The following is a 26,000-nucleotide window of genomic DNA, read 5'->3' on the forward strand; positions in this document are numbered from 1 at the left end:
TCTGTGAGGGGCGGGCGATTTTTCTCTCCCATTGCTATTTGTTTGAAAAACAACGAATATTTGTAATAATCCACGCCAAATGGACTTTTCTAAGTGTGTGGATTGACAGTTTTTCTGTCTTCTGCCAACTTTTTCTCATCCAAACCGCTTTCGAATTTGCCGAGGAGCTTTCGTGCGGTGGAGGGGGAACAGGAGGAGTCGACCCAATGACAACCACGCTCAATGTGCTGAGTTTTTGTGCCGCAATCGTTGCAGCCGGGACGGCTGGCGCCGCCGAGCTTTCGCTCGCCGCCAACACGACCGGGAAGAACGTTCATTTCATTCGCGAACAGCTGGACATTTTCGAGAAGCAGACCGGGCACAAGGTGAGCCTGGTCACCATGCCGCCATCGAGCAGCGAGCAGTTCAGCCAGTACCGGCTGTGGCTTGCCGCCGGAAACAAGGATGTCGACGTCTACCAGACCGATGTCGTCTGGGCGCCGCAACTGGCCGACCAATTCGTCGATCTGACGGAGGCGGCAAAGGACGTTGTTGGCCAGCACTTCCCGTCGATCATCGCTTCGCAGACGGTGAACGGTCGCCTCGTGGCCTTGCCGGTTTTCACCGATGCACCGGCACTGTTCTATCGCAAGGACCTGCTCGAAAAATACGGCAAGACGCCGCCGAAGACCTGGGACGAGCTGGCTGCGACCGCCAAGGAAATCCAGGAGAAGGAGCGGGCCGCCGGCCAAGCCGATCTCTGGGGCTATGTCTTCCAGGGCAATGCCTATGAGGGCCTGACCTGCAACGCACTCGAATGGGTCAAGTCGTCGGGCGGTGGCCAGATCGTCGAGCCCGACGGCACGATCTCGATCAACAACGAGAAGGCGGCCGCCGCAATCGACCGGATCAAGGGATGGGTCGGCACGATCTCGCCGCAGGGCGTGCTTGCCTATCAGGAGGAGGAATCGCGCGGGGTCTGGCAGACCGGCAATTCCGTCTTCATGCGCAACTGGCCCTATGCCTATGCGCTCGGCAATGGCGATGACAGCGCGGTGAAGGGCAAGTTTGCCGTCGCGCCGCTGCCGACGGCCACCGATGGTGACCAGCCGTCTTCGACGCTCGGCGGCTGGAACGTCGCCGTCTCCAAATATTCCGACGACCAGGAGGCGGCGATTGCGCTCGCCAAGTTCCTGTCGTCCGCCGAGGTGCAGAAGCGCCGGGCGATCGAGCTTTCGAACCTGCCGACGGTTGCCGCACTCTACGACGATGCGGAGGTCGCCAAGGCCCAGCCGTTCATGCCGGCCTGGAAACCGATCTTCGAAAGCGCGGTGCCGCGCCCGTCGGCCGTCACCAAGGTCAAATACAACGAGGTTTCCGCCAAGTTCTGGAACGCGGTGCACAACTCGCTTTCCGGCAACGGCACGGCAGCGGAAAATCTTGAACTGCTCGAAGTCGAACTCACCGAGATGAAGGGCGACAACTGGTGATCCTCCCGGGGGCGAGGGGAGTGCTTGTCAAGCATCCCTTCGCTCCACCGAGCCACCGCCTTTTCTCTCCGATCAACCGCTCGGCCGTGCGCCGAATGGCAAGGGTGAGTACAGACATGACCGACATTTCCGTCGCAGACCCGCCTTCCGCCCTTGGGCAGCAGGCCCGGATCCGCTCCGATCTCAACGCCGAGCGCATCCGCTCCGCCTGGATCTTTCTCGCACCGACGCTTCTGGTGCTGGCACTCGTCGCCGGCTGGCCGCTCATTCGCACAGTCTATTTCAGCTTCACCAATGCGTCGCTGACCAACCTCGAAGGCGCCGAGTTCGTCGGCTTCAAGAACTACCTTTCCTGGATCACGCTGAAGAGCGGGCGCACCGTCTATAACGGCCTGCTTGCCGATCCGGCCTGGTGGAACGCCGTCTGGAACACGCTGAAGTTCTCGGCCGTTTCCGTCACCATCGAGACGGTGCTCGGCCTGATCGTCGCGCTGGTCCTGAATGCGAATTTCCCGGGCCGCGGGCTGGTGCGCGCCGCAATCCTGATTCCCTGGGCGATCCCGACGATCGTGTCCGCCAAAATGTGGGCCTGGATGCTCAACGACCAGTTCGGCATCCTGAACGATCTTCTGCTCGGCCTAGGTCTCATCAGCCAGAAGGTCGCCTGGACGGCCAATCCGGAGACCGCGATGGTCGCCGTTTTGATCGTCGACGTCTGGAAGACGACGCCGTTCATGGCGCTCCTGATGCTGGCCGGCCTGCAGATGGTACCGTCGGATATCTATGAGGCGGCCAAGATCGATGGCGTGCATCCGCTCAAGGTCTTCTGGCGGTTGACGCTGCCCTTGATCCGGCCGGCGCTGATGGTGGCGGTGATCTTCCGCATGCTCGATGCGCTGCGCATCTTCGATCTCATCTATGTGCTGACGCCCAACAACGCGAAGACCAAGACGATGTCGGTGCTCGCGCGCGAAAACCTGTTCGACTTCGACAAGTTCGCCTATGGCGCCGCGGCCTCGACGATGCTGTTCCTGATCATCGCGGCGATCACCGTCGCCTACATGTGGTTCGGCCGCGTCAATCTCGAAGGAGAGCGCTGATGGTTGCCACCCTTGCCAAGCGCACGGCGTTCTACGCCCTCGTTGCCGCCATCATCGTCATGGCCGTCTTCCCGTTCTACTATGCGGTGCTGACGAGCTTTAAATCCGGGACGGCGCTGTTCCGGGTCGACTACTGGCCGACCGAGATCTCCTTCGACAACTACGCGGGCATCGTCACCAGCAGCGGCTTTCTGCGCAATCTCGCCAATTCGCTGCTGGTCGCAACGATCGTCGTTGCCGTGTCGTTGCTCCTGGCCGTCACCGCTGCCTATGCGTTGGCGCGAGTGCGGTTCCGCGGTCGCGGGCTCCTGCTTCTGACGATCCTGTCGGTGTCGATGTTTCCGCAGATCGCGGTGCTTGCCGGCCTCTTTGAACTCATCCGCTCGGTCGGCATCTTCAACACGCCCCTGGCGCTGATCTTTTCCTACATGATCTTCACCTTGCCGTTCACGGTCTGGGTGCTCACCACCTTCATGCGCGATCTGCCGGTGGAGATCGAGGAAGCGGCGATCGTCGATGGCGCCACACCCTGGGTGATCATCACCCGCGTGTTCATGCCGCTGATGTGGCCGGCGCTGGTGACGACGGGGCTGCTCGCCTTCATCGCCGCCTGGAACGAGTTCCTGTTCGCGCTGACCTTCACCTCATCGGACAGCCAGCGCACGGTGCCGGTCGCGATCGCGCTGCTCTCGGGAAACAGCCAGTACGAAATTCCGTGGGGCAACATCATGGCCGCATCGATCATCGTCACCGTGCCACTGGTTGTTCTCGTGCTGATCTTTCAGCGGCGGATCATCTCCGGGCTCACCGCCGGCGGCGTCAAAGGATAAGGGGAGAAAATATGGCAGAGCTTCAATTGCGCAACATCCGCAAGTCCTTCGGCGCCTTCGAGGTGATCAAGGGCGTCAGCATGGATATCCGGGCCGGCGAATTCATGGTCTTTGTCGGGCCCTCCGGCTGCGGCAAGTCCACGCTGCTGCGGCTGATCGCCGGGCTCGAAGACATCTCATCGGGCACGCTGTCCTTCGACGGCCAGGTGGTCAACCAGTTGACGCCGTCGAAGCGCGGCATCGCGATGGTGTTCCAGTCCTATGCGCTTTACCCGCATATGACCGTATTCGAGAACATGTCCTTCGGCATGCAGCTTGCCGGCAAGGACAAGGAGCAGTGCAAGAAGCGCGTCGAGGCGGCAGCCGAGATGCTGCAGCTGACGCCCTATCTGCAGCGGCTGCCGCGGCAGCTCTCCGGCGGCCAGCGCCAGCGCGTGGCGATCGGCCGGGCGATCGTGCGTGATCCCAAGGTCTTTCTCTTCGACGAGCCGCTCTCCAATCTCGATGCGGCGCTGCGCGTTGCGACCCGCATCGAGATCGCCAAGCTGCATCGCAGCATGCACAAGACGACGATGATCTATGTCACCCACGACCAGGTCGAGGCGATGACACTGGCGGATCGCATTTGCGTGCTACGGGATGGCCGGGTCGAACAGATCGGCACGCCGCTCGAACTCTATGAAAGCCCGAACTCCGTCTTCGTCGCCGGCTTTATCGGTTCGCCGAAGATGAACTTTCTGTCCGGCGCACTGGCTGCGCCCTACGATGCCCCTACGATCGGCATCCGAGCGGAGCATCTGGAGATCAAGGCGAGTGGGGGTCAATGGTCGGGAACGGTGGTGCATTCCGAAATGCTGGGGTCCGACAGCTACATTTATCTCGATATCGGCGCTGGCGAACCGGTCATCGTCCGGGAAGGTGGCACCTCGCATCACCGGCCGGGTGAGACAATTCACATCTCGCCGCTCGGCGGCAACATCCACCGCTTCGATGCATCGGGGCAGGCTCTCGGCCGCGCACCCATGAAAGGGGCTGCCTGACCAGACCCCGATCAAGCTGAAGACACCCAGAGCTTCGGGGTCGCCAATTCCTGGCGGCCCCATCTATCGTAAGACGACAGGCCCGTAACGGGCGAACACGCAAGGAGAATGGCCGTGCCTATCAGAACAGTTGTTTGGGGCGAGAATATTCACGAGCAGACCAACGAAATCGTCCGCAGCATCTATCCAAACGGGATGCACAACACGATCGCGGCGGCGCTGAATACGGAAGCTGCGATCGAGGCGACGACCGCGACGCTGCAGGAGCCGGAACATGGCCTGAGCGTCGAGCGCCTTGCCAACACCGATGTGCTTCTCTGGTGGGGCCACAAGGACCACGGCGCCGTCAGCGACGAGATCGTCGAGCGCGTTGCCAAGCGCGTCTGGGAGGGCATGGGCCTGATCGTGCTGCACTCCGGCCACTTCTCCAAGATCTTCAAGCGGCTGATGGGCACGCCCTGCGCGCTAAAATGGCGCGAAGCAGGCGAGCGTGAGCGCGTCTGGGCGATCAATCCGCGTCACCCGATCGCCGAAGGCATCGAGGAGAACTTCGTGCTCGAGAACGAGGAAATGTACGGTGAGCAGTTCTCGGTGCCGGAGCCGCTCGAAACCGTCTTCATCTCGTGGTTTGCCGGCGGCGAAGTGTTCCGCTCGGGGCTGACCTGGCGCCGCGGTGCCGGCAACATCTTCTATTTCCGTCCCGGCCACGAAACCTACCCGACCTATCACGACGGCAATGTCCAGAAGGTGCTGCGCAATTCGGTGAAGTGGGCCTACAACGCCGACAACCGCTACACGGCGATCCACGACGCACCAAACGTGCCGGTCGAAAAGGCGCTGGAGCCGATCGTCGAGCGCGGCCCCAGGCTGCACCAGGCCGGCGAAGCAGGATACAGGTGAGCATCATGCGCCTTCTCATTGTAGGAACCGGCGGCATGGCAAACAGCCATGCCCAGGCCTTTGCCAAGATCGAAGGCGTCGAGATGGTCGGCGCTGTCGATGTCGATCCCGCCCGGGCCAAGGCTTTTGCCGACAAGCACGGCATTGCCGCGACCTTCACCTCGCTCGACGAGGCGATCGCCTGGGGCAAGTTCGATGCGGCGACGAACGTGACGCCCGACAAGGCGCATCACCCGACGACGCTGGCGCTCATTGCCGCGGGCAAGCATGTGCTGTGCGAAAAGCCGCTCGCCGAGAATTATGCCAAGGCGGCAGAGATGGCGGAAGCGGCCGAGCGTTCCGGCCTTGTGACCATGGTCAACCTCACCTACCGCAACGTCGCGCCGCTGCAGAAGGCACGCGCAATGGTGCTTGCCGGCGAGGTTGGCAAGCTGCGTCACATTGAGGCGTCCTATCTGCAGAGCTGGCTCGTTTCCAAGGCCTGGGGCGACTGGGCGACGGAATCGCAATGGCTGTGGCGGCTCTCGACGAAGCACGGCTCGAACGGCGTGCTCGGCGATGTCGGCATCCACATCCTCGACTTTGCCGGCTATGGCGCAGGCACGGACGCCGCCCGCCTCTTCGCGCGGCTGAAGACCTTCGACAAGGCGCCTGATAACCGCATCGGCGAGTATGATCTCGACGCCAATGACAGCTTCGTCATGACGGCCGAGTTCGGCAACGGCGCCATGGGCGTCATCCATGCCAGCCGCTGGGCGACCGGGCATCTGAACGAACTCCGGCTGAGGCTACACGGCGACAAGGGTGCCCTCGAAGTGGTGCACACGCCCGATGGATCGACGCTGCGTGCCTGCCTCGGGGCGGACGTCGAAACCGCGACCTGGCGCGATGTCGATGCGGGCACCGTCGCGACGAACTACGAGCGCTTCGTGGCCGCAGTCCGTAAGGGCAAGACGGAGGAGCCCGGGTTCCGCCATGCGGCGAACCTGCAGAAAGTGCTCGACCTCGCGATGGTGACGGAAGCCGAGCGGCGCGAGCTGCCCGTCTAACGAGAGTGACGGTCGGGGGTGTTGCTTTTCGCGGCTCCCCCGCTTTCCGGCGGTGTCCAAGGGGTCACTGCCGAGCCGACGGTGTTTTCCATCGATTGGCCGAGACGCCGCAGCTGCCCGTCGTAGTTCCTGCGGGTGTTGGGATCGAAGATCATGATCGGCGTCGAAACCGCCAGGCTCGCGGCATTGCCGACCGTCTGCGTGGCGCCGAGCGTGACGGCGCCGATGCGTTCGCCGAGACCGACATCGGAATCGGTCACGGTCTGGCCGGCGATCAGCCGGTTGCCAAGCAGGCGCACGACTTCGGGGCTTTCGGCGAACTTCCCGTGGTTGAGCTTGTCGCCGCCCTTCAGCGCTGTCAAATCGATGACGCTGATGCCGGCCAGTTCCAGTTGCGTGCGATAGGGCTCGGCGGTCGGGTCAATCTGGCCGAGGCGGTCGACATTGCCGGAGATACGCCTCGACAAGGTCAGCGCCCGGTCGTCGCGCGATACGAACAGCGTGAACTTCGGGCGCTTCGTACCCATGGCGCGGATCTGCTGGCCGAAGACGTCGACGTCGAGGTCGGGCGACGCGAGGATGACGTCGGTGATCTTGGGCGCGATGCGTCCGTCGCGGATCGCCATCTGGCGCAGTGCCTCGACCGTCACCCACGACCCCATGGAATGGGCCATGACGGTGATTTCGCCGACAGCAGGATTGCTTGAGGCACGCCGCAGCAGTTCCTCCAGCGCGTCGCGCGAATAGTTGGTGCTTTCCTTGTCGTAATTGTAGTCGAATATGCTGGCGCGCGAGGGCCAGGTGAAGATGACGGGCGCGACATCGGTGCCGCTGTCGTGCACGATCTGGGCAAAACGATAAACGGCGTCTTCGTAGCGGTTGTTGAAGCCGTGAACGAAGATCAGTACGCGCCGGGTTTTCGGCAGATGACCTTTCACCCAGTTCTGCACGTCGTTGCCCTGATTGAGCGGCGTGACGCTGACGGTGGAGAAATCCCGCTCCGGATTGGCGGGAAGCTTCGTGGGCCATTGCACCTGGCCGACCTTGCGGTTCTTTTCCGGCGGAATGGAGACGGCAATTTCCGTCAGCGAAAGCTCGGCTGAGCGTTCGCCGCTAAAAAGCACGCCCGGCTCGGTGGAGGGGGCACGGGTGGTTGCGACCAGCAGATCGACCTTGGAGGCGCCACCCGTCGTGCCCGAAGGGACGAGCACGCCCACGGGCCGTCCGGCGCAGGCCGCAAGGGTGGCCGCCAGGAGAAGCGTCGCAGCGATGCGGCCCCAGGGCCTCTTCGAGCCCGCAAGAGAAAACGAACGCACCACCAACCTCCCTGTGCCGCATCATGCAGCATGTCGGCCCGATCCGTGGCCCAAGCCATTCTCCTTGCATGAGAAACGCTGGGTTTTCATCCCTTGGCTGAGGTTCGAAGCCCTGCGGCACCGTGTTTGCCCGCGGCTATGCGGCAATCATGCAACATTTCGCTACAGGCAGGCCTGGGTAAAACCCCCTGATATTCATTGAAAAGGCTTTGGGCTTTCACTAGCATCGCTTCGACTTTCCCCTGGACGCGACCCGAACGGCCCGTCCGATCTCCCTGAAATGATAAGGAAATTCAGGAATGCAGGCGGTTTTCGATGGCCATAACGACGTGCTTCTGCGTCTGTGGCAGAACGCCCGGAAGGGCCAGGACCCGGTACGCGAATTCGTCGACGGCATCGAACAGGGCCATATCGATGCGCCGCGCGCCAAGGCGGGCGGTCTCGTTGGTGGCCTCTCGGCAATCTACGTGCCCTCGGGAGATCTCGTCCTGCAGCCGCCGAACGAGAACGGTCACTACGAAACGCCGCTTTCGGCACCGCTCGAGCACCTGCCGTCGCTGGCGATCGCCATGGAACTCGCCGATATCGCCGTCCGCCTCGACCGGGCAGGGGCGTGGAAGCTCTGCCGGTCGACCGCCGAAATCCGTAGAGCGGTCGAGGCCGGCGTCTTCGCCTCGGTCCTCCACATGGAAGGCTGCGAAGCGATCGGCGCCGATCTTTCCGCGCTCGAAACGTTCTATGCCGCTGGCCTGCGTTCGCTGGGGCCGGTCTGGAGCCGCCACAACGTCTTCGGTCATGGCGTACCGTTCTCCTATCCGATGTCTCCGGACACCGCACCCGGACTGACGGACGCCGGCTTCGAGCTCGTGCGGACCTGCAACCGTCTGGGCATTCTGATCGATCTCGCACACATCACCGAGAAGGGCTTCTGGGACGTGGCGAAGACCACCGACCAGCCGCTGGTCGCCAGCCATTCGAATGCGCATGCGCTGACCCCGGTCGCGCGCAACCTGACCGACAAGCAGCTCGACGCCGTCCGCGAAAGCAAGGGCCTCGTGGGGCTCAATTACGCGACGACGATGCTGCGCGCCGACGGCCAGGAAAATGCCGCGACGCCGCTTTCCGACATGGTGCGCCATGTCGACTATCTCATCGAGCGCATGGGCATCGACTGCGTCGCACTCGGGTCGGATTTCGACGGGGCAACGATCCCCGAGGAGATTGCTGATGCGGCCGGTAGTCAGGCGCTCGTTGCGGCGCTCAGAAGCGCCGGATATGGTGATGCCGAACTGGCAAAGATATGCCGGGAGAACTGGTGGAGAGTTCTGGGACAGGCTTGGCACGAGGCCGCCTGAACCCATGAAGAAGGGGCCCAAAAGGGCGTAAACGAGGGAACTGCAAACATGATGCACAAGCTCAATGGACGTCTTCGTCTTCTGACGGCTTCTGCGGCGCTGGCCATGGTGATGGCTGCAACCGCACCGGCCTTTGCGGAAACGCCGAAGGACACGCTGGTCGAAGCCTTTGCGATCGACGACGTGATTACCATGGATCCGGGCGAAGCCTTCGAGCTGACCGCGGCCGAAATCACCGGCAACACCTACAGCATGCTGGTGCGCCTCGACATCAACGACACGACCAAGGTCGTCGGCGACCTCGCCGACAGCTGGACCGTGTCCGACGACGGCCTGACCTATACGTTCAAGCTGAAGCCCGGCCTGAAGTTCGCTTCCGGCAATCCGGTGACCGCTGAAGACGTCGCTTGGTCCTTCGAGCGTGCCGTGAAGCTCGACAAGAGCCCGGCCTTCATCCTCACCCAGTTCGGCCTTACGGGCGACAACGTGACGGAAAAGGCCAAGGCAACGGACGCGCAGACCTTTGTCTTCACCGTCGATCAGGCCTATGCGCCGAGCTTCGTCTTGAACTGCCTGACGGCAACCGTGGGCGCCGTGCTCGACAAGAAGCTCGTGCTCGAAAACGTCAAGCCGGTCACGCCGACGGACGAGTACAAGTATGACAACGACTTCGGCAATGAATGGCTGAAGACCGGCTATGCCGGCTCGGGCCCATTCAAGCTGCGCGAATGGCGCGCCAACGAAGTCATCGTTCTCGAGCGCAACGAAAACTACTATGGCGAACAGGCAAAGCTTGCTCGCGTCATCTATCGCCACATGAAGGAAAGCTCGGGCCAGCGCCTGGCGCTTGAAGCGGGCGATATCGACGTGGCACGCAACCTCGAGCCGGGCGATTTCGACGCCGTTTCGAAGAATGCCGACCTCGCCACCACGAACGCGCCGAAGGGCACGGTCTACTACATCAGCCTCAACCAGAAGAATGCGAACCTCGCAAAGCCCGAAGTGCGCGAAGCGTTCAAGTATCTGGTCGACTACGATGCCATCGGCTCGACCCTCATCAAGGGCATCGGCGAGATCCACCAGAGCTTCCTGCCGAAGGGCGTTCTGGGTGCACTCGACGAGAACCCCTACAAGCTCGACGTCGCCAAGGCGAAGGAACTGCTGACCAAGGCCGGCCTTGCCGACGGCTTCACCGTCACCATGGACGTTCGCAACGGCCAGCCGGTCACCGGCATTGCCGAGTCCTTCCAGCAGACGCTGGGCCAGGCCGGCGTGAAGCTCGAAATCATCCCCGGCGACGGCAAGCAGACGCTGACGAAGTATCGTGCCCGTAACCACGACATGTATATCGGTCAGTGGGGCATGGACTATTTCGACCCGAACTCGAACGCCGAAACCTTCACCAGCAACCCTGACAACTCCGACGAAGGCAAGAACAAGACCCTTGCCTGGCGCAATGCCTGGGACGTTCCGGAGCTGACGAAGAAGACCAAGGACGCTCTGCTCGAGCGCGACAGCGCCAAGCGTGCGGAGACCTACAAGGAACTGCAGAAGACGGTGCTGGGCGAAAGCCCGTTCGTCATCATCTTCCAGCAGACCGAAGTCGCCGGCTACCGCGGCAACGTCAAGGGCCTGAAGCTCGGTCCGAGCTTCGACACCAACTTCGTCGCCGGCATCACCAAAGAATAAGCCGTCTCGAAGGAATAAACCGAAAGGATCGTTCCCTTGAGCATGAGCGCAACAGGGACAGTGGGCGGGCGCAAACGCGCCCGTCCCGGTAAGATCGTGGCAGCGGTGCTGCGCTTTCTTGTCGTTGTCGTCACCACCTATCTCGGCCTTCTGGCCGTCACCTTTTTCATCGGCCGGGTAATCCCGATCGACCCGGTTCTGGCCGTTCTCGGCGACCGGGCGCCGACGCATGTCGTCGAAAGGACGCGCGAGGCGATGGGGCTCAATCTGCCCCTCTACCAACAATTCTTCATCTATGTCCGCCAGGCGCTGACCGGTGACTTCGGCGTTTCGGTGCTGACGACCAATCCGGTCATGACCGACATCCGCCGCGTCTTCCCGGCGACCATGGAGCTCGCGACGCTCGGCACGCTCATCGGCGCCCTGTTCGGCGTTCCGCTCGGCGTACTTGCGGCCGTCAAGCGCGGCAGCATTGCCGACCAGATCGTGCGCGTCATCGGCCTTGTCGGCTATTCCGTGCCGATCTTCTGGCTGGCGCTCCTGTCGCTGCTGGTGTTCTACGCGCGGCTGAAGTGGGTCGCCTATCCCGGCCGTATCGATATCGTGTTCGAGTACACGTTCACGCCGATCACAGGCTTCTACCTGTTCGACGCGCTCTGGCAGCGGCAGTGGGACGTGCTCTGGGATGTGTTCCGCCACATCATTCTGCCGGCCTCGCTGCTCGGCTACTTCTCGCTCGCCTATATCAGCCGCATGACCCGCAGCTTCATGCTCAACGAGCTGCAGCAGGAGTACATCGTCGCGGCGCGCGCCAAGGGCCTGTCCGAGACCCGGATCATCTGGGGCCACGCGCTCCGGAACGCGGCCGTGCCGCTCGTGACGGTGATTGCGCTCTCCTATGCCGGCCTGCTCGAGGGCTCGGTCTTGACGGAAACCGTCTTCGCCTGGCCAGGTCTCGGTCTCTATATCACCAACTCGCTGCAGAATGCCGACATGAACGCCGTGCTTGGTGGCACCATCATCATCGGTTCGGTCTTCATCGGCATCAATCTCCTGTCCGATCTTCTCTACCGGACGCTCGACCCGAGGACGCGCCAGCGATGAGTACCGTTACCGAAACCCGTGCGATGACGCGTCGCGAATGGCTGCTGTCCGATCGCCCGCAGTCGCGCACCCAGGCCCGGCTTGGCCGTGCCTATATGACGTGGCAGCGTTTTGCGGCCAACAAGCTCGCCGTTCTCGGCCTGCTCATCCTGCTGGCGTTGGTCTTCGTTGCCGCCTTCGTCGATTTCCTGGCGCCGCATTCGCCCTATATCGGGGATCTTGCCAACGCCCGTCTGCTGCCGCCGGGAACCCCCGGCTACCTGCTCGGCACCGACGATCTCGGCCGCGATATTCTCTCGCGGCTGATCCATGGTTCGCGGCTGACGCTTGCCGTCGTGCTTCTCGTTGCGATCATCGCAGCACCTGTCGGGCTCATCGTCGGCGCTGTCGCCGGCTATGCTGGCGGCTGGGTCGACGCAGTGCTGATGCGTATCACCGACATCTTCCTCGCCTTCCCGAAACTGGTTCTGGCGCTCGCCTTCGTGGCAGCGCTCGGACCGGGCATCGAGAACGCCGTCATCGCGATCGCCATCACCTCCTGGCCACCCTATGCGCGTATCGCCCGCGCCGAGACGCTGACGGTGCGCAACTCCGACTACATCGCCGCCGTGCAGCTCATGGGCGCATCGCCGATCCGTATCGTCTTCCGCCATGTGATGCCGATGTGCATGTCGTCGTTGATCGTGCGTGTCACGCTCGACATGGCCGGCATCATCCTGACGGCCGCGGGCCTCGGCTTCCTCGGCCTCGGCGCGCAGCCGCCGCTGCCGGAATGGGGCGCGATGATCGCCTCGGGCCGCCGCTTCATCCTCGACCAGTGGTGGGTGGCAACGATGCCCGGCATCGCGATCCTGATCGTCAGCCTCGGTTTCAACCTGCTCGGCGACGGCCTGCGCGACGCGCTCGATCCGCGGGAGAGCGGCCAATGAGTACGCTTCTGACCGTTGAAGACCTCAAGGTCTCGTTCCCGACCCGCACCGGCCTCGTCGAGGCTGTGCGCGGCGTCTCCTTCACGCTCGGCCGCGAGCGCCTCGGCATCGTCGGCGAAAGCGGCTCCGGCAAGTCGCAGACCGGCCGGGCGATCATGGGGCTGACGCCTGGTCATGCGGAGGTGGCGGCAAAGCAGTTGAACTTTGACGGCATCGACCTGCTCTCCGCATCGCCGAAGGTCCGCCGGGATCTCAGGGGCAAGCGGATCGCGATGATCCTGCAGGACCCCAAGTATTCGTTGAACCCGGTGATGAGCATCGGCCGGCAGATCGTCGAGACGCTACGGCAGCACGAAAATGTCAGCCGCGGCGAGGCCCGGGAGAGGGCACTCGACATGCTGGCCGCGGTGCAGATCCGTGATCCGAAGCGCGTTTACGATCTCTACCCGCACGAGGTTTCGGGCGGCATGGGCCAGCGCGCGATGATCGCGATGATGCTGGTTGCCGGGCCGGAACTCTTGATCGCCGACGAGCCGACTTCGGCGCTCGACGTGACGGTACAGCTCGAAGTGCTTGGCATCCTCGACAAGCTCGTCGCCGATCGAGGCATGGGCCTGATCTTCGTGTCGCACGATCTGCGGCTCGTGTCGTCCTTCTGTGACCGCGTGATCGTCATGTATGCCGGCCGGATCGTCGAGGAACTGGCGGCGTCCGAGCTTGCCAATGCCAAGCATCCCTATACACAAGGTTTGCTGAACTGCATGCCGGCGATCGGATCCGATCGTCATCCTCTGCCGGTTCTCGACCGCAAGCCGGAGTGGGCCCAATGACCTCAGCCGTTTCCGTTTCGAACCTTTCCGTCACCTATGACGAGTTCAAGGCGCTGAACGACGTCAGCGTCGAGATTGCGCCGGGCGAATCCTTCGGGCTCGTCGGCGAGTCCGGATCGGGCAAGTCGACCTTGCTTCGGGCGATCGCCGGTCTCGCGCCCGTCACCGGCGGCACCATTCGCGTGCATGATCGTGTTCTGCAGGGGGCAAAGCGCGACAAGGCCTTCTACCGCGCCGTGCAGATGGTGTTTCAAGATCCCTATGGCTCGCTGCACCCGCGCCAGACGATCGACCGGCAATTGCTGGAGCCGCTGGCGATCCACGGCGTGGCCGACGGCGAGCGGCGCATCCTGAAGGCGCTTGACGAGGTCGGTCTCGGGTCGGGTTTCCGCTTCCGCTATCCGCACCAGCTGTCGGGCGGTCAGCGCCAGCGCGTTGCGATCGCCCGGGCGCTGATCCTCGAACCATCGATCCTGCTGCTCGACGAGCCGACTTCGGCGCTCGACGCCTCGGTCCAGGCGGAAGTCTTGAACCTCCTGGAACAGGTCCGGCGCGACCATAAGCTGACCTTCATCATGGTCAGCCACGATCTCGGTGTCGTCACCCATATGTGCGATCGGTTGGCGGTGATGCAGGGTGGACGTGTCGTCGAACGCCTGTCCTCGGCGGACCTCGTCGCCGGGCGTATCGGTGAAGATTACACGCGCAGCCTTATGGTCGCGAGCAAGGGCTTTCAGCGCAAGGACGCTGCCGTGACTGCGTGACGGTACCGATACAAGCGGGCCATCGTCCCGCTTGTATCGCTTCGTTTCGAACCATCCGGTCCAGGCCCGGCCGCTTAGGCGCTTTGCCGCCAGACCGAGGTCGAGTCGGTGATTACCTTTTGGATGCGCCGCTGCTCGCGCCATTCCCGGCCCATATCCTTGATGACCGGCTGCGCCTCGGGCGAGAAGATATAGTTGCGGCGACTGGCGACATAGGCCTCCATCGCCGGGTTGACGCCCGAATAGAACTGCTTTTCCGGATCACGCGAGAGGTCCATCAGGCCGGCGCATTGCCGCGCGAAGTCGCCGCGAAGGATCGACGGCGACGTCGTGAATTTCGGGAAAGTGCGAAACAGCGGGATCTTGATCCCGAACAGATACGCGTATTCGTTGCGCCGATGGAAATGGCCCTTGCGGCGGATATTCCAGTTCTGGTCCGCCGTGTGGAACGAGACCTGGCTGATCGCCGGGTCCGCGAAGGGCGCCAGCAGTTCTTCGCCCATGTCCCTCAGGGAGATCCAGTCGTCCTCCAGGTGGAAGACGTAGTCGGCGCTGGTGGCCGACCAGAGTTTCGCGACGGCCGCACAAAAGCCCGGGCTCTCGGGCTGGAACACGGTTCCGTCGGGAAAATGGTTGCGGAATATCTCGACGCAGGCACGATGATCCTCCTCCGATCCGAAAACCGGATCGAGATTGAGATAGGCGCCGCGCAGGTCGAGCCTGGAAAAGATTTTGTCCCGGAAGCTCGCCAGCGTCTGGGCAAGCAGGTCCGGGCGCCGGGTGGCGACAAGGCATAGGTCAATCGTGGACATAGCACCTCCTTGGGTGCATTTTTTTCAACCGTCAATACCCACGCCAACCCTGACGTTCACTTAGATCGTGCCGAATTTACGGCAAAGTCACCGAATTTACGGCAAAGCGACCTAAGGCGATCAATAAAGTCGATTTTGGGCGGCTCAACGCGGTCTGGTTGAAGACTGTCCACACTTCCTGGCGTCTAGAATTAGAAGACGCTCAGCTTCGGAATGGCGACGACGAAGCGGCCGCCCCAGTCACGGATCGCCTCGTTGTCGGCGACGATTTCCGTCTTCAGGTTCCAGGGCAGGATGACGAGATAATCGGGCTTTGCATCCTCGATGACCGTCGGCGCGTGCACCGGAATATGGGTACCGGGCAGGAGCTTGCCCTGCTTCAGGTCATTGCGGTCGACGGCAAAGGCGATTTCGCTGGGCGACAGCCCGCAGACATTGAGGAACGTGTTGCCTTTCGCAGCGGCGCCATAGGCCGCTACGGTTTTTCCCTCGGCCTTGGCATTCGCCAGGAAGTTCTGAAAATCCTTGCAGACGGCGGCGATGCGGTCGTCGAATGCCGTGTAGGTCTCCATCCGCATCAGCCCGGCAAGCGCCTCAGTCGCTCGCAACCGCTCGAGTTCCAGCGTGGTCTCGCGCACGCCGGACCTCAGCTGCGCATAGACGCGCAGCGAACCGCCATGGGTCGGCAGTTCCTCGACGTCGAAGACCTTGAGGCCGGAGCTTTCGAAGATGCGTTCGACGGCCGCCAGCGACAGATAGGAATAGTGCTCGTGGTAGATCGTGTCGAATTGCACGCCTTCCATCAGACGCAACAGATGGGGGAACTCGAACGTCGCAACGCCATCGGGCTTCAGCAGGATGGCGAAGCCGCCGACGAAGTCGGCGATATCGGGCACATGGGCGAGCACGTTGTTGGCCGCCGTGAGGTCGGCGCGAATGCCACGCTTGACGAGTTCGGTTGCCGTCTCCCGTCCGAAGAAGGCGACCTCGGTCGGGACCTGCCGCTCCTCGGCCAGTCGCGCGGCATTGGCGGCCGGTTCGATGCCGAGCGCCGGGATGCCCTTGGCGACGAAATACTGCAGCAGATAGCCGTCGTTCGAGGCGATCTCGACGACCTGCGAATTGTCATCGAGCGCGAAGCGTTCGGTCATGCTCTCGGCGTAGCGGCGTGCGTGTTCGAGCCAGCTTGTGGAGAAGGAAGAGAGGTAGGCGTAGCCGTCGGTGAAGATTTCATCGGCCGGCACGTTTTCCGTCGTCTGCACCAGCAGGCACTCGGAGCAGACCATCGCCTTCAGCGGAAACGATCGCTCGCGGGCGATGGCTTCCTTCGTCGGTTCGAGAAAGGAATTGGACCAGGGCGTGGAGCCCAGGTCGGCAACGACGGTCTTGAGCGGTGTCGAGCAGAAACGGCAGTTGTGGGACATCGAAGTCGTTAGCCTCTCATGAATGCGTCGATTTGGCTGAGTGTCAGATCACGGGCGCCAGCGCCGCGGCGCCAGCCGTCATACCAGCGCGCGGTCCAGGCGATCGCCTCGTCCTGCGATAGACGGGTTGCCCATGACAACGTCCGTCCGGCAAGTGCCGGATCGAGGCCGAGCGTCTTCATTTCGTGCGGCTGGTCCTCGGATGACGCGTCACGCCATTGCGTGGGCAAGCCCATTGCGGTCTGGATGGCGGCGGCAACGTCCCGAACCGGGACCTGTCGCTCGTCGGGAGCCGGGCCGAAATTCAGCGCCGCCACATCGGTCTGGCCGCCATGAAGCGCCTCGGCATAGACGAAGTATCCATTGAGGCAGTCGAGCACGTGCTGCCAGGGCCGTGTCGCCATCGGACTGCGGATATCCAGCGTCTCGCCCGAAAGGGCAGCGCGAATGATATCCGGAACCAGCCGGTCCGCGGAAAAATCGCCGCCGCCGAGCACATTGCCGCCACGGGCGGTTGCCACCCTTATGCCGCGCTCACGCAGATAGGAATCCCGCCAGGTCGAAACGACCAGCTCGCAGGCGGCCTTCGAACCGGAATAAGGATCGTGGCCACCGAGCACGGCGTCTTCCGGAAAATGCCGGCCGCTTTCGTCGTTGCGGTAGACCTTGTCGGTGGTGACGACAAGGACAGTCTTGAGGGCAGGGGCTGCGCGTGCCGCTTCCAGCAGGCGCGCCGTGCCCATGACGTTGACGTCGAAGGTTTCGACCGGCGTCCGGTAGCTTTCGCGAACCAGAGGCTGGGCCGCCATGTGAAGGACGATCTGCGGGTCGCAAGCGCGGACGGCGGATGCGAGCGTGTCGCCGTCGCGGATGTCGGCGAAATGTTCGTTGGTGGCCGATTCCGATCCGAGCAGTGCGTGCAGCGAGGGGGTGGCCGCCGGTGACAGGCCGTATCCGGTCACCTCAGCGCCCATTTGTGTCAGCCACAGGCGGGCCCAGCTTCCCTTGAAGCCGGAGTGACCAGTCAGCATCACCCGTTTTCCGGCCCAGAAGAACGGGTTCGCAAGCCTGCTCATGCCCAGACTTTCCAGGGGGCCGCTCCGCTCTGCCAGAGGTCTTCGAGCTGGTTCTTGTCGCGCAACGTATCCATCGGGCGCCAGAAACCGGCGTGTTCGAAGGCCATCAACTGGCCGTCTGCGGCGAGACCTTCCAGAGGCTCCGCTTCGAACGGCGTCTGATCGCCCTCAATGCGATCGAGCACCGAACGGTTGAGGACGAAAAAGCCGCCATTGATGTGACCGTTGTCGCCTGCCGGCTTTTCGATGAAGCTTCTGACCCGCCCGTCGCTGACAGCAAGCGCGCCATAGCGGCCGGGCGGGACCACACTGGTGACCGTCGCCTGGCGGCCGTGATGGCGGTGGAAGTCGGTCAGCGCCTTGATATCGATGTCGGCGACGCCGTCGCCATAGGTGAGGCAGAACGTATCGCCGAGATGGTCGGCCACGCGTTTCAGGCGCCCGCCGGTCATGGAGTCCGTTCCGGTATCGACGAGCGTCACGCGCCAGGGCTCGGCCTTGTTCGAATGGAACAGGGTTTCACCCGTCGCCATGCAATAGGTGACGTCGGAGGAATGCAGCACGTAGTTGGCGAAGTATTCCTTGATCATGTAGCCGCGATAGCCGAGGCAGATCACGAAATCCGAGAAGCCGTAGTGGCTGTAGATCTTCATGATGTGCCAGAGAATCGGCCGCCCGCCGATTTCGATCATCGGTTTTGGCCGGAGATGGCTCTCCTCCGAGATCCGCGTGCCGTAGCCACCGGCGAGAATGACGATTTTCATGCGACCGCCCCGTATTTGCGCCGGCCACTCGGCATGGCGCATTGCAAAGTCCTAATATCCTGGCGACCTTGCGCGGAGGTGGTCTGCGCGCGCCTGCTCTCAGGCGGCGAGGCAGCCCCGCAGGACCTCGACCACGCGGCCGATCTCGTCGCATGTCATGTCGTGATAGCTCGGCAGGTTGATCGCGCGGCCGGGCAGGTCATAGGCCACGGTGTTCGCTGGCACCTCGTCAAAGGGCGGCAACGAACTCAGCGGCCAGAAAAAGACACGGGCGTCGATGTTCTCGGCCGCAAAGGCGTTCTGCAAAGCCTCCCGGGTGACGCCGGTTTCCGGCGCAAAGACGACGGTCGGCATCCAGAAGCCGTTCTTCGTTCCCTCCGGCTCTGGGTTCATGGCAATGGCGTTCACGCCTGCAAGCTGCTCGCGATAGGCGTAGAAGATTTCTCGCTTGCGATCGACCAGCTCGCCGACGCGCTCGATCTGCGCGAGGCCGACGGCGGCCTGCAGGTTCGACATCTTGTATTTGAAGCCGATCTCGTCCGGCCAGAACTGCTTTTTTTGCCCGCGGGCGCGGCCGTGATTGGAGAGCGTCAGCACCTTTTCGTAGAGCGTCTCGTCGCTGGTGACGAACATGCCGCCTTCGCCCGTCGTCACAGTCTTGGTGCCGTGGAAGGAGAAGGCGCCGAAGGCACCAAGCGATCCGGCCTTGCGGCCGCGCCACTCGGATCCGAGCGCTTCGGCCGCATCCTCGACAACAGGAATGCCGTGCCGGGCGCCGATCTCAAGCAACCGGTCCATGTCGCAGAGATTGCCGTAGATGTGAACCGCAAGGATCGCCCTGGTTCTTGGCGTGATCGCTGCCTCCGCCTTTTCCGGGTCGATGCACCAGCTGTCGGCAAGCACGTCGACGAAGACCGGTTTTGCGCCGAGGTGAACGATCGGCGCGGCAGACGCCGTCCAGTTGGTGTCCGCAAGGATCACTTCGTCGCCGGCTCCGACGCCGAGTGCCGCAAGCCCCATGTGCAGCGCGCCGGTGCAGCTCGATGTCGAGATCGCGTGCGTCGTGCCGAGATGCGCGGCGAAGGCCGCCTCGAAGCGGTTGATGTAGTCGTAGCAGCGCTCGCCCCAGCCATTGGCCGCCGCATCGGTCGCATAGGTCACTTCACGGTCGGTGATCGAAGGTTTGGTGTAGAGGATGCGGGGTTTCATGGGGAGCGCTTGGTGAGAACCGGGAGTTCGAAAGGGGCGTGGATGCCGGGCGGGATTTTGTCGAGATTTCGTCCCGCTCCGGCTTCTTGCTGTGTGCTCTTGTCAGAGCCAGACGTGGTCGAGCCCAGGCCGCTGCAGCCAGGGTTGCGCGGCAATCGCAGCGCGGGCCTTCAGCGGGTTGAGACCGATGAACAGTGCTTCGGCTTCCGCTGGCAGGTCCTCAGGCGAAAGCACCGGGATGCCGAAATGGGTGGCGCCCTTCATGTTCTCGTTGCGGTCGAGGAATGCCACGACATCGACGGCCTGGCCGATCCGGCAGTAGATCCAGCTTCCGTAGAAACCGGCGCCGTAGATCGCGACCTTGCGCTTGGCGTAGCGATCTGCCCCGCTCGCGAGCGTTTCCGACGCCCGATCCCAGAAGGCGCAGATGTCGCGGGCTTCCTTGGCCGCATCGGCGGCGGATTTCGACGTGTGGGCGGCCTCGACGGTCGCTTCCGCGCGCTTTGCAACGACGAAAAAGGCGCCAGGGAACGAGGTCGAGTCGATCACCTGCAGTTCGAACCCGACGCTTGCCAGGGCATGGGCAAGCGAGGCTTCGCTGAAGTGATTGAGATGATCGGCGACGGCCATGTCGCCGGGATTTCCGGCAACGTCGGGGATCGAGAACAGGAAGGTGCCATCCGCGCGAAGCAGGTCATGCACATCGCGCATGAAGCCGATGGGATCAGCCACGTGCTCGATGACGAAATGGCTCATGACGGCATCGAACGTCCCACGCCAGGCCTCGGGTACCGAATAGGTGGCCTGTGCCGCTTCCGGCACCCAACCCTGCCAGGCGGGAGCGTAGTCGGAGCTGACTTCGAAGACGTGCGGACGCAGATCCTTGCGGGCGACGGCCATCTTGCGCAGCGTGTCAGCCTTGGCGGCACCATAATCGAGGATGCTCGCGCCCTCAGGCAGGTCCAGCAAGCGCAGGGACAGTGCAGCCTGGTGGTCGGTACGATAGGTGATCGTACCGTCGGCTGCGACCGCGAAGATCTGGTCGTGGTTCTCGCTGCTCAACGAGATCCGGTATTCCGTGTCATAAAAGGCTCGAATGTCCGGGATGTCATCGCTTTGCGCGTGCCCGCACGTGCCGCAGACGAAGACCCGGGTCGGCACGTCGAGCAGGGTCGTGCCCGACGTGAGTGCCGGTGCAGGCGCTTCATAGGATGGGGCACCGATGTGGGTACTACAAACGCGGCATGCGGTCATGCGAGCTCTCCCTGGGGCGCAACCAGTTCCGGCAGCACGTCGGCATAATTGACGCCTGCTGCGAACGAGCCCTTCCAGCCGATGCGGATGCCGACCGGCTCGGCGTAGTTGAAGTAGCGGAACTGGATGCTCCAGCGCGGCGTCTGCGAAACGTTGTGGCCCGACTGATGCAGCGTCAGGAAATCCATGAGGATGAGGTCGCCGGGCTTGCTGAGCGGGGCCACGTGCTTGTAGCGCGCCAGACGCTCCTCGCCCTTGTGCAGGAACAGCGAATAGGCGCCGGTCTTGCCGAGGCCGGCGTCGTCTTCGTAAACCGGGACGAAGCCTTCGGCCTGCGAGCCCTCAGCGATCTGAACCGGGCCCATGTCTGCGGTGACCGGCAAAAGCGGTGTCCAGAAGACGATGCCATCGACACTACGCAACTGGCCGGGAAATTCCTGGTGCCATTGCGCGCGAAACTTTTCTTCGCCTGGATTATCGATACGGATGCCATAGCCACCGGCGGCGAGGCCCGGGATGCTTTCCGGCCGAAGCGCCTTGAAGACCTCGTCGTTGGCAGCCGAGCTGACAAGCCGCATGAAGGCTGGAATCTGCTTCACCGCATCATAGACTTCGCCACCCCAGGAGCGGTTGACCGCAATCAGCTTGCGATAGGCGATCGTCATCGCTTCGTGCGCCGTACCGGTCGGTGCGTCTACGCCGTACTTCTTGCAGATCAATTCGAGGATCTGGCGGATGCCTTCCTGAATCGGCTCGATCTGCGACTGGGCGTCGTAGAAGCCGGGCACGACGTGGTAGCCCTTGGTTTCGAATTCCTGGCGCGCGCTTTCGGAAATGATGGTGCCGTTCTTCATGATACGCCTGCTTCCTCCTTCAGGAATTCCTGCCGTGAGACGGTCGTCGGTAACAAAATGCTGGCGCGCATCGGGTCCGGTGCGCGCGGTCGGGTCCAGGCTGGAAAAATAGAGCGTGAAGCTTTCGCCGGGCTGTGGCCACGCCGGGTGGCAGTGGTCGTGTCATGGAACCGGAGGTCGCGGATGTTGACCGTGCCGCCTCGGGAAGACTTAAGCCGAAGCCGATCCCTCGCATGCCCCCTCGGCGGCAACGATCCTGTCGATGCGACCGCCGATCTGCGCCCCGATATAGAGATTCTCGTAGCAGCGGGCAGGGAAGCCGGCCTGCTGCATGTGGAACGCCGTCCGGTCGATGTCGTATTCGACACGATGAAGTTCTATGGAACCTTCTGCAGACAAGAGGGCGAAGGCTGCGCGCGGGTCGCCGTCGCGCGGCTGTCCGACCGAGCCGGGATTGCAGAAGGTCTTGCCGCCGATCTCGAGACGCACCTGCACATGGGTGTGGCCGGTAAAGAGCCTTTCGGCTCCTTCGGGGAAGTGCGTCTCCGAAACCTGGTAGAGATATTCGTCGATCGGATCCTGCCAGCTTCCGTGGACGAAATAGGTCGAGCCGTCGATGATTTTGGATCGCGATTCGGCAAGCCATGCCCGTTGATCGGCCGAGATGATGCCCCGCTGGTGCTCGATGATGTCGTTGACCATCTTCGAGCGCGGACAGCCTTCACCGCTGACGATATAGTGGTCGTGATTGCCCATGATGTTTTGAATGCCGCGCGCCTTCAGCGCGTCGATGCAGTCGCCCGGCTGGGCGTAGTATCCAACGACGTCGCCGAGCGAGAGGATCGAGCTGCAGCCGAGTTCATCGATGCGGGCAAGCACGGCCTCAAGCGCCGGCAGATTGCCATGTATGTCGGAAATGATCGCGATCATAGGACGACCAGATCTTCGGAGTAGCGCCACGCCCGACCTGATTTGATCTCCGGTTCCTCCGGCCTTTTCCCATACACATAATAGTCGACCGCCATCGCTGCCTCGTTGTAGCCGAAGGCCGCGCGCAGCGAGGTGCTGCTCGAGAAGCGCGGGTTGATTTCGAGCAGGTAGGGCGTCGTTCCCTCCAGGCGGAACTGATAGTTCGTCGGCCCGAGCGGCTTGAAGTGTTGCGAGAGCCTTTGCACGGCCTCGGTCAGCAAAGGCTCGTCGACCACCTCCGCATATTGGGTGTTGCCGGCGACCGATAGCTTGCGCTTGAAGACGATCGGCGACAGCGTAGTCCCTTCACCAAACCCGAAGGCGCCGACCGTATATTCCTGGTCGTTGCTACCGACATACTTTTGAACGAGAAAGTCGTCGGCGCTTTTCAGCGTCCAGTAGTCGAAATCGGCGGTGTCCCGGATTAGGGCAATGCCGCGCGAACCGTTGCCGCGCCGCGGCTTCAGCAGCAAGGGCAGGGGGCCGAGTTCGCGCGTGCAATCATCGAGGGTGCGACTGAGCGTGCTTGGAATGGCCGGGAACCCCGCCCGCAGCAGTGCCTCGCCCATGTCCCACTTGTCCTGCCCGAGGGTGATCAGCGCAGAGCTGTTCAAGGCGACGCGTGTGTCTGTCGTCTCGAAAAGCGCCCGGTGCTCGTTGAAGAACAGGACATCGAGTTCCAGGCCTGGCAGCACCAGGGCGACGTTTTCTCGGCGCAGCAGCTCGAGCCAGAATTCGAGATAGTCTTGGGACGCCTCGTCGCATGCGGGTTTCGCAACGAAATGGTCGCAGAAGTGTCGGCCGATGCCATTGGCATCGCGGTCGATGCCGATGATCCGGATCGGCGCTTCCGATTTGCGCAGCGATGCAACGATACCCTGGCCGATGATGGCGCCGACCGCAGTCACCACGACCGTAACAGCTTGTTTCGATTGTTTTGCGTCGTCCATCAATTCACGTCCATCGGGCCGAAGGCTTCGGCGGTCCTGGCTGATTTGATCATGGCAATCCCGTCCCGCATGGCGATCAGCGGGTGCATGCCCAGTTGGGCGAGCGTTTCCGCACCATCTGGAAAATTCACCGCGCGAAACGGCGCCTTTTCCGTTGCGAGCTCGACCTTGCCGCCGCCGAACACGTCGTAGGCGATATCGGCAATTTCGCCGTAGCTGAGGCATATCGGATGCACGGCCGGGTGCACTCCGGAAAGTCCCTCATCGGCTGCCCCGATCATGAGATCCGCGGCATCACTGACATGGAGGAAATTCTGATGCCCGTGTGAGGCAGGCATGCGGATGGTAGCGCCGCGAGAGGCATAGGCGATGATCCGGCCGAACCACGGCTGATGTGTGCGGCAGAGGCCGGCAGTATCATACAGTTGAGACAGCCGAAGGCTGCAGAAGCGAACGCCCTGTCTTTGCAGCAGCCAGCCCAGCATCTGCTCGGCCAGAGCCTTGGTGAGGCCGTAGGAAGTGAATCTGTCACCGTTCAGATCCTCATAGGACCAGACCGAGCCGGCAAAAACCAAGGTTTTTGCATCGAGGCGGCGCACAAGCTCCGCAACATTCAGCGCACTCGTGGTGTTCGTCGCAAAGTTCTGCCGCACGCCGGCATCGCTGTCGTCGCCAAAGCCCGAGGCGCAATGGAAAACCACATCGACGGACGCGTCGATCGTGCCGGTGAGGTCACCTTCAAGGTCGAAGCGGATGTCGTCCTCGATCGATCGCCCGACGCTGAGCGTTTCAACGCCGCGCGCCCCAAGCCGGCGAGCGAGTTCGCTGCCGAGCATCGAGCGTGCGCCGATGATGGCAGCAGTCTTCATGCGAGTTCCGCTTCCATCAGCAGGCCGACACAAAGATCGGGGAATTCGATGCCGACCCTGAGCATGGCCTGCAGGTTGGCTTCGAAATCCGGCAGGGTCTGCAGCACGGGCAGCGGAAGCGGTTTGAGGTAGATCCCTTCCTCGTGCGCGACGCGGTAGCCGTGCTTTTCGAATTCGGCACGGAAGGTGTCGCGGCAATACTGGCGTTTGTGGCCGAGCGCCAGATCGTTGGCGTTCAGGCTGTAGATGTCATCGATCTTGCCGAGTTCCACGCCCATCCTTCTGTTCAGGGACTTGGCGTTGGGAACAGCGGCAAACAGGCGGCCGTTGGGCTTCAGGAAACGGCGGAAGCGGTCGAGGACAAGGCCCGGGTCGTCGACGTGCTCGAGAACGAAGCCCATGATGATGACATCGAAACGCTCGTCCGTTTCGAAATCTTCGAAATAGGAATAGACGATCTCGCCGGAAAAATCGGGGTTGTTGTTCCTGAAGAGATCGATGACGAACTGCGAGCCTTCAACGATCACGTGCCGGTCGCAGGCCTTGTTGAAGAGGTGCGGGGTGTAACCGTGGCCGATGCCGAGGTCGAGCAGCGCATCACACCTGCCGAAGCGCTGGACCATGCGCTGCGGATACCAGTTGAGAATGAGATTGTTCTCGATCGATGTGACGGCGTTTGGAAGATATTCCGATGCCACGTTGTCCAGGTTCTCGGCTTTCACTTGGTAAACTCCCTCCAATCGACGGTTCCGGAATGCACGACATTTGCGCCGCTGGTGCCGCAATTGGCGACGAGGTCCAATGCGGTCACATAAGGGGTGAACTCTCCGTGCAGTTGCGGATAGGGCGTGCGCTCGTAGTTCATGTAGCGAACTGAGATACCGTTCTGCCCGAAGAGATCGTGATTGAGATAGTTCCGCGCGCCATGGCCGGTGATGTAGACCGTGCCTTTAAGATACGCGGTGATGTCGTAGACCCTCTCGCTGCTGGCACCGCCAATTGTCAGCGCGTCCGCCGAGACGAACATCGGCCTGTCCAGATTGAAATAGGCGGCAAGTGCAAGCATCGAGTTGCGCGCGATATCGGCGATCGATGCGACGTCCTTGGCAAACACATCATCGACCAGTTCCAGCATATCCTTGACGAAAGGTGCCTTCTTGTAGGCCTGCCGCAGGATATCGCGATGGCGGCTTTGCCAGTCGGTGCGATTGTCGATCAGCACTTCATCGATCCGCTGCCCCAGGCGAAGATCTTTCAGAGGGACCGTCAGCCAGCGAATGCCGTTTTCGGTCTTGATCTGCACCCGGTTGGTGAAGCTGCCGCGCGAGAACTGCACATCGTCGTAGTGGACGAAAACGTCCGCCAACTTGATCTGCTCCAGCATCCCAACCCAGGGAAAGTACATGGATTGTGAGATGACAATGTTTCTAGTCATCCGGTACTC

Annotated in this window: 25 protein-coding genes; 12 read left to right on the plus strand and 13 right to left on the minus strand. The window is 62.4% G+C overall.

The features are described from left to right. Window positions 1–206 precede the first annotated feature (206 nt). From IB262_RS26835 to IB262_RS26860, 6 genes are all read left to right on the plus strand, one after another. Window positions 207–1,469, plus strand: a complete 1,263-nt coding sequence (locus IB262_RS26835) for an ABC transporter substrate-binding protein (protein ID WP_051659303.1) — start codon at window positions 207–209, stop codon at window positions 1,467–1,469. A 116-nt stretch (window positions 1,470–1,585) separates the two neighbouring features. Beyond that, window positions 1,586–2,569 (plus strand): sugar ABC transporter permease, encoded by a 984-nt coding sequence (locus IB262_RS26840; protein WP_034794007.1) that lies wholly within the window; start codon window positions 1,586–1,588, stop codon window positions 2,567–2,569. Continuing rightward, window positions 2,569–3,399, plus strand: a complete 831-nt coding sequence (locus IB262_RS26845) for a carbohydrate ABC transporter permease (RefSeq protein WP_060582429.1) — start codon at window positions 2,569–2,571, stop codon at window positions 3,397–3,399. The genes IB262_RS26840 and IB262_RS26845 overlap by 1 nt, the downstream gene beginning before the upstream one ends. A gap of 11 nt (window positions 3,400–3,410) precedes the next feature. Then, a complete protein-coding gene (locus tag IB262_RS26850) occupies window positions 3,411–4,439 on the plus strand; it encodes an ATP-binding cassette domain-containing protein (RefSeq protein WP_089045620.1) in 1,029 nt (342 codons plus the stop codon). Window positions 4,440–4,553: 114 nt separating this feature from the next. Further along, window positions 4,554–5,339 carry a ThuA domain-containing protein gene (locus IB262_RS26855; RefSeq protein ID WP_034794228.1) on the plus strand — a complete coding sequence of 262 codons (786 nt, stop codon included), beginning with the start codon at window positions 4,554–4,556 and terminating at the stop codon, window positions 5,337–5,339. 5 nt (window positions 5,340–5,344) lie between these two features. After that, on the plus strand, window positions 5,345–6,388 hold the full coding sequence (locus IB262_RS26860; protein WP_112975190.1) for a Gfo/Idh/MocA family oxidoreductase: 1,044 nt from the start codon (window positions 5,345–5,347) through the stop codon (window positions 6,386–6,388). Here IB262_RS26860 and IB262_RS26865 read toward each other — a convergent pair. Beyond that, the gene (locus IB262_RS26865) at window positions 6,385–7,659 is read right to left on the minus strand and encodes an alpha/beta hydrolase (protein ID WP_348646594.1); all 1,275 of its coding nucleotides are present in this window, start codon (window positions 7,657–7,659) and stop codon (window positions 6,385–6,387) included. The two genes, IB262_RS26860 and IB262_RS26865, sit on opposite strands and share 4 nt — an antisense overlap. A 344-nt stretch (window positions 7,660–8,003) precedes the next feature. Between IB262_RS26865 and IB262_RS26870 the strand changes: the two genes are divergently transcribed. The 6 genes from IB262_RS26870 to IB262_RS26895 are packed head-to-tail and all read left to right on the plus strand — an operon-like array spanning window position 8,004 to window position 14,375. Continuing rightward, window positions 8,004–9,059, plus strand: a complete 1,056-nt coding sequence (locus IB262_RS26870) for a dipeptidase (protein ID WP_192493996.1) — start codon at window positions 8,004–8,006, stop codon at window positions 9,057–9,059. A 48-nt stretch (window positions 9,060–9,107) separates the two neighbouring features. Then, on the plus strand, window positions 9,108–10,748 hold the full coding sequence (locus IB262_RS26875; RefSeq protein WP_034793990.1) for an ABC transporter substrate-binding protein: 1,641 nt from the start codon (window positions 9,108–9,110) through the stop codon (window positions 10,746–10,748). Between the two features lie 42 nt (window positions 10,749–10,790). Beyond that, the gene (locus IB262_RS26880) at window positions 10,791–11,852 is read left to right on the plus strand and encodes an ABC transporter permease (protein WP_034793987.1); all 1,062 of its coding nucleotides are present in this window, start codon (window positions 10,791–10,793) and stop codon (window positions 11,850–11,852) included. Next, entirely contained in the window at window positions 11,849–12,781 is a 933-nt protein-coding gene (locus IB262_RS26885) for an ABC transporter permease (protein WP_112975163.1), read from the plus strand. The genes IB262_RS26880 and IB262_RS26885 overlap by 4 nt, the downstream gene beginning before the upstream one ends. After that, complete coding sequence (locus IB262_RS26890; RefSeq protein ID WP_112975162.1) at window positions 12,778–13,611, plus strand: ABC transporter ATP-binding protein; 834 nt, start codon at window positions 12,778–12,780, stop codon at window positions 13,609–13,611. Before IB262_RS26885 ends, IB262_RS26890 begins: the two co-directional genes overlap by 4 nt. After that, a complete protein-coding gene (locus tag IB262_RS26895) occupies window positions 13,608–14,375 on the plus strand; it encodes an ABC transporter ATP-binding protein (RefSeq protein ID WP_034793978.1) in 768 nt (255 codons plus the stop codon). Before IB262_RS26890 ends, IB262_RS26895 begins: the two co-directional genes overlap by 4 nt. Window positions 14,376–14,449: 74 nt before the next feature. Here the strand turns inward: IB262_RS26895 and IB262_RS26900 are convergent, their stop codons facing one another. The 12 genes from IB262_RS26900 to IB262_RS26955 form a co-directional block, all read right to left on the minus strand. Continuing rightward, window positions 14,450–15,187, minus strand: coding sequence for a hypothetical protein (locus IB262_RS26900; RefSeq protein ID WP_226020614.1), 738 nt, complete (start codon window positions 15,185–15,187; stop codon window positions 14,450–14,452). A 191-nt stretch (window positions 15,188–15,378) separates the two neighbouring features. Beyond that, window positions 15,379–16,611 carry a class I SAM-dependent methyltransferase gene (locus IB262_RS26905; RefSeq protein WP_034793975.1) on the minus strand — a complete coding sequence of 411 codons (1,233 nt, stop codon included), beginning with the start codon at window positions 16,609–16,611 and terminating at the stop codon, window positions 15,379–15,381. Window positions 16,612–16,619: 8 nt separating this feature from the next. Beyond that, window positions 16,620–17,687, minus strand: a complete 1,068-nt coding sequence (rfbG, locus tag IB262_RS26910; protein WP_112975161.1) for a CDP-glucose 4,6-dehydratase — start codon at window positions 17,685–17,687, stop codon at window positions 16,620–16,622. Continuing rightward, entirely contained in the window at window positions 17,684–18,451 is a 768-nt protein-coding gene (gene rfbF, locus IB262_RS26915) for a glucose-1-phosphate cytidylyltransferase (protein WP_034793969.1), read from the minus strand. The genes rfbG and rfbF overlap by 4 nt, the downstream gene beginning before the upstream one ends. A gap of 99 nt (window positions 18,452–18,550) precedes the next feature. Further along, the gene (locus IB262_RS26920; RefSeq protein ID WP_090298154.1) at window positions 18,551–19,660 is read right to left on the minus strand and encodes a DegT/DnrJ/EryC1/StrS family aminotransferase; all 1,110 of its coding nucleotides are present in this window, start codon (window positions 19,658–19,660) and stop codon (window positions 18,551–18,553) included. Between the two features lie 102 nt (window positions 19,661–19,762). Then, window positions 19,763–20,914 carry a class I SAM-dependent methyltransferase gene (locus tag IB262_RS26925; protein WP_112975160.1) on the minus strand — a complete coding sequence of 384 codons (1,152 nt, stop codon included), beginning with the start codon at window positions 20,912–20,914 and terminating at the stop codon, window positions 19,763–19,765. After that, on the minus strand, window positions 20,911–21,768 hold the full coding sequence (locus IB262_RS26930) for a phytanoyl-CoA dioxygenase family protein (RefSeq protein ID WP_112975159.1): 858 nt from the start codon (window positions 21,766–21,768) through the stop codon (window positions 20,911–20,913). The genes IB262_RS26925 and IB262_RS26930 overlap by 4 nt, the downstream gene beginning before the upstream one ends. A 210-nt stretch (window positions 21,769–21,978) precedes the next feature. Next, window positions 21,979–22,698 carry a metallophosphoesterase family protein gene (locus IB262_RS26935; protein ID WP_112975158.1) on the minus strand — a complete coding sequence of 240 codons (720 nt, stop codon included), beginning with the start codon at window positions 22,696–22,698 and terminating at the stop codon, window positions 21,979–21,981. Beyond that, complete coding sequence (locus tag IB262_RS26940; RefSeq protein ID WP_162728695.1) at window positions 22,695–23,687, minus strand: ATP-grasp domain-containing protein; 993 nt, start codon at window positions 23,685–23,687, stop codon at window positions 22,695–22,697. Before IB262_RS26940 ends, IB262_RS26935 begins: the two co-directional genes overlap by 4 nt. After that, complete coding sequence (locus IB262_RS26945; protein ID WP_112975157.1) at window positions 23,687–24,556, minus strand: NAD(P)-dependent oxidoreductase; 870 nt, start codon at window positions 24,554–24,556, stop codon at window positions 23,687–23,689. Before IB262_RS26945 ends, IB262_RS26940 begins: the two co-directional genes overlap by 1 nt. After that, window positions 24,553–25,278: a class I SAM-dependent methyltransferase gene (locus IB262_RS26950; RefSeq protein ID WP_210333262.1), complete on the minus strand. Its 726-nt coding sequence runs from the start codon at window positions 25,276–25,278 to the stop codon at window positions 24,553–24,555. Before IB262_RS26950 ends, IB262_RS26945 begins: the two co-directional genes overlap by 4 nt. Next, window positions 25,275–25,991 (minus strand): WbqC family protein, encoded by a 717-nt coding sequence (locus tag IB262_RS26955; protein WP_112975156.1) that lies wholly within the window; start codon window positions 25,989–25,991, stop codon window positions 25,275–25,277. Before IB262_RS26955 ends, IB262_RS26950 begins: the two co-directional genes overlap by 4 nt. Window positions 25,992–26,000: the final 9 nt, after the last annotated feature.

It is taken from the genome of Ensifer sp. ENS02 (assembly GCF_014851885.1).
GTDB classification, from domain to species: Bacteria; Pseudomonadota; Alphaproteobacteria; order Rhizobiales; family Rhizobiaceae; genus Ensifer; species Ensifer adhaerens.

Excerpts from the sequence above, each read along its gene's own strand:
- IB262_RS26835 (WP_051659303.1), top strand. The coding sequence starts at position 207 with ATGACAACCACGCTCAATGTGCTGAGTTTTTGTGCCGCAATCGTTGCA.
- IB262_RS26840 (WP_034794007.1), top strand. The coding sequence starts at position 1,586 with ATGACCGACATTTCCGTCGCAGACCCGCCTTCCGCCCTTGGGCAGCAG.
- IB262_RS26845 (WP_060582429.1), top strand. The coding sequence starts at position 2,569 with ATGGTTGCCACCCTTGCCAAGCGCACGGCGTTCTACGCCCTCGTTGCC.
- IB262_RS26850 (WP_089045620.1), top strand. The coding sequence starts at position 3,411 with ATGGCAGAGCTTCAATTGCGCAACATCCGCAAGTCCTTCGGCGCCTTC.
- IB262_RS26860 (WP_112975190.1), top strand. The coding sequence starts at position 5,345 with ATGCGCCTTCTCATTGTAGGAACCGGCGGCATGGCAAACAGCCATGCC.
- IB262_RS26870 (WP_192493996.1), top strand. The coding sequence starts at position 8,004 with ATGCAGGCGGTTTTCGATGGCCATAACGACGTGCTTCTGCGTCTGTGG.
- IB262_RS26875 (WP_034793990.1), top strand. The coding sequence starts at position 9,108 with ATGATGCACAAGCTCAATGGACGTCTTCGTCTTCTGACGGCTTCTGCG.
- IB262_RS26880 (WP_034793987.1), top strand. The coding sequence starts at position 10,791 with ATGAGCGCAACAGGGACAGTGGGCGGGCGCAAACGCGCCCGTCCCGGT.
- IB262_RS26885 (WP_112975163.1), top strand. The coding sequence starts at position 11,849 with ATGAGTACCGTTACCGAAACCCGTGCGATGACGCGTCGCGAATGGCTG.
- IB262_RS26890 (WP_112975162.1), top strand. The coding sequence starts at position 12,778 with ATGAGTACGCTTCTGACCGTTGAAGACCTCAAGGTCTCGTTCCCGACC.
- IB262_RS26895 (WP_034793978.1), top strand. The coding sequence starts at position 13,608 with ATGACCTCAGCCGTTTCCGTTTCGAACCTTTCCGTCACCTATGACGAG.
- IB262_RS26900 (WP_226020614.1), bottom strand. The coding sequence starts at position 15,187 with ATGTCCACGATTGACCTATGCCTTGTCGCCACCCGGCGCCCGGACCTG.
- IB262_RS26905 (WP_034793975.1), bottom strand. The coding sequence starts at position 16,611 with ATGTCCCACAACTGCCGTTTCTGCTCGACACCGCTCAAGACCGTCGTT.
- rfbG (WP_112975161.1), bottom strand. The coding sequence starts at position 17,687 with ATGAGCAGGCTTGCGAACCCGTTCTTCTGGGCCGGAAAACGGGTGATG.
- rfbF (WP_034793969.1), bottom strand. The coding sequence starts at position 18,451 with ATGAAAATCGTCATTCTCGCCGGTGGCTACGGCACGCGGATCTCGGAG.
- IB262_RS26920 (WP_090298154.1), bottom strand. The coding sequence starts at position 19,660 with ATGAAACCCCGCATCCTCTACACCAAACCTTCGATCACCGACCGTGAA.
- IB262_RS26925 (WP_112975160.1), bottom strand. The coding sequence starts at position 20,914 with ATGACCGCATGCCGCGTTTGTAGTACCCACATCGGTGCCCCATCCTAT.
- IB262_RS26930 (WP_112975159.1), bottom strand. The coding sequence starts at position 21,768 with ATGAAGAACGGCACCATCATTTCCGAAAGCGCGCGCCAGGAATTCGAA.
- IB262_RS26935 (WP_112975158.1), bottom strand. The coding sequence starts at position 22,698 with ATGATCGCGATCATTTCCGACATACATGGCAATCTGCCGGCGCTTGAG.
- IB262_RS26940 (WP_162728695.1), bottom strand. The coding sequence starts at position 23,687 with ATGGACGACGCAAAACAATCGAAACAAGCTGTTACGGTCGTGGTGACT.
- IB262_RS26945 (WP_112975157.1), bottom strand. The coding sequence starts at position 24,556 with ATGAAGACTGCTGCCATCATCGGCGCACGCTCGATGCTCGGCAGCGAA.
- IB262_RS26955 (WP_112975156.1), bottom strand. The coding sequence starts at position 25,991 with ATGACTAGAAACATTGTCATCTCACAATCCATGTACTTTCCCTGGGTT.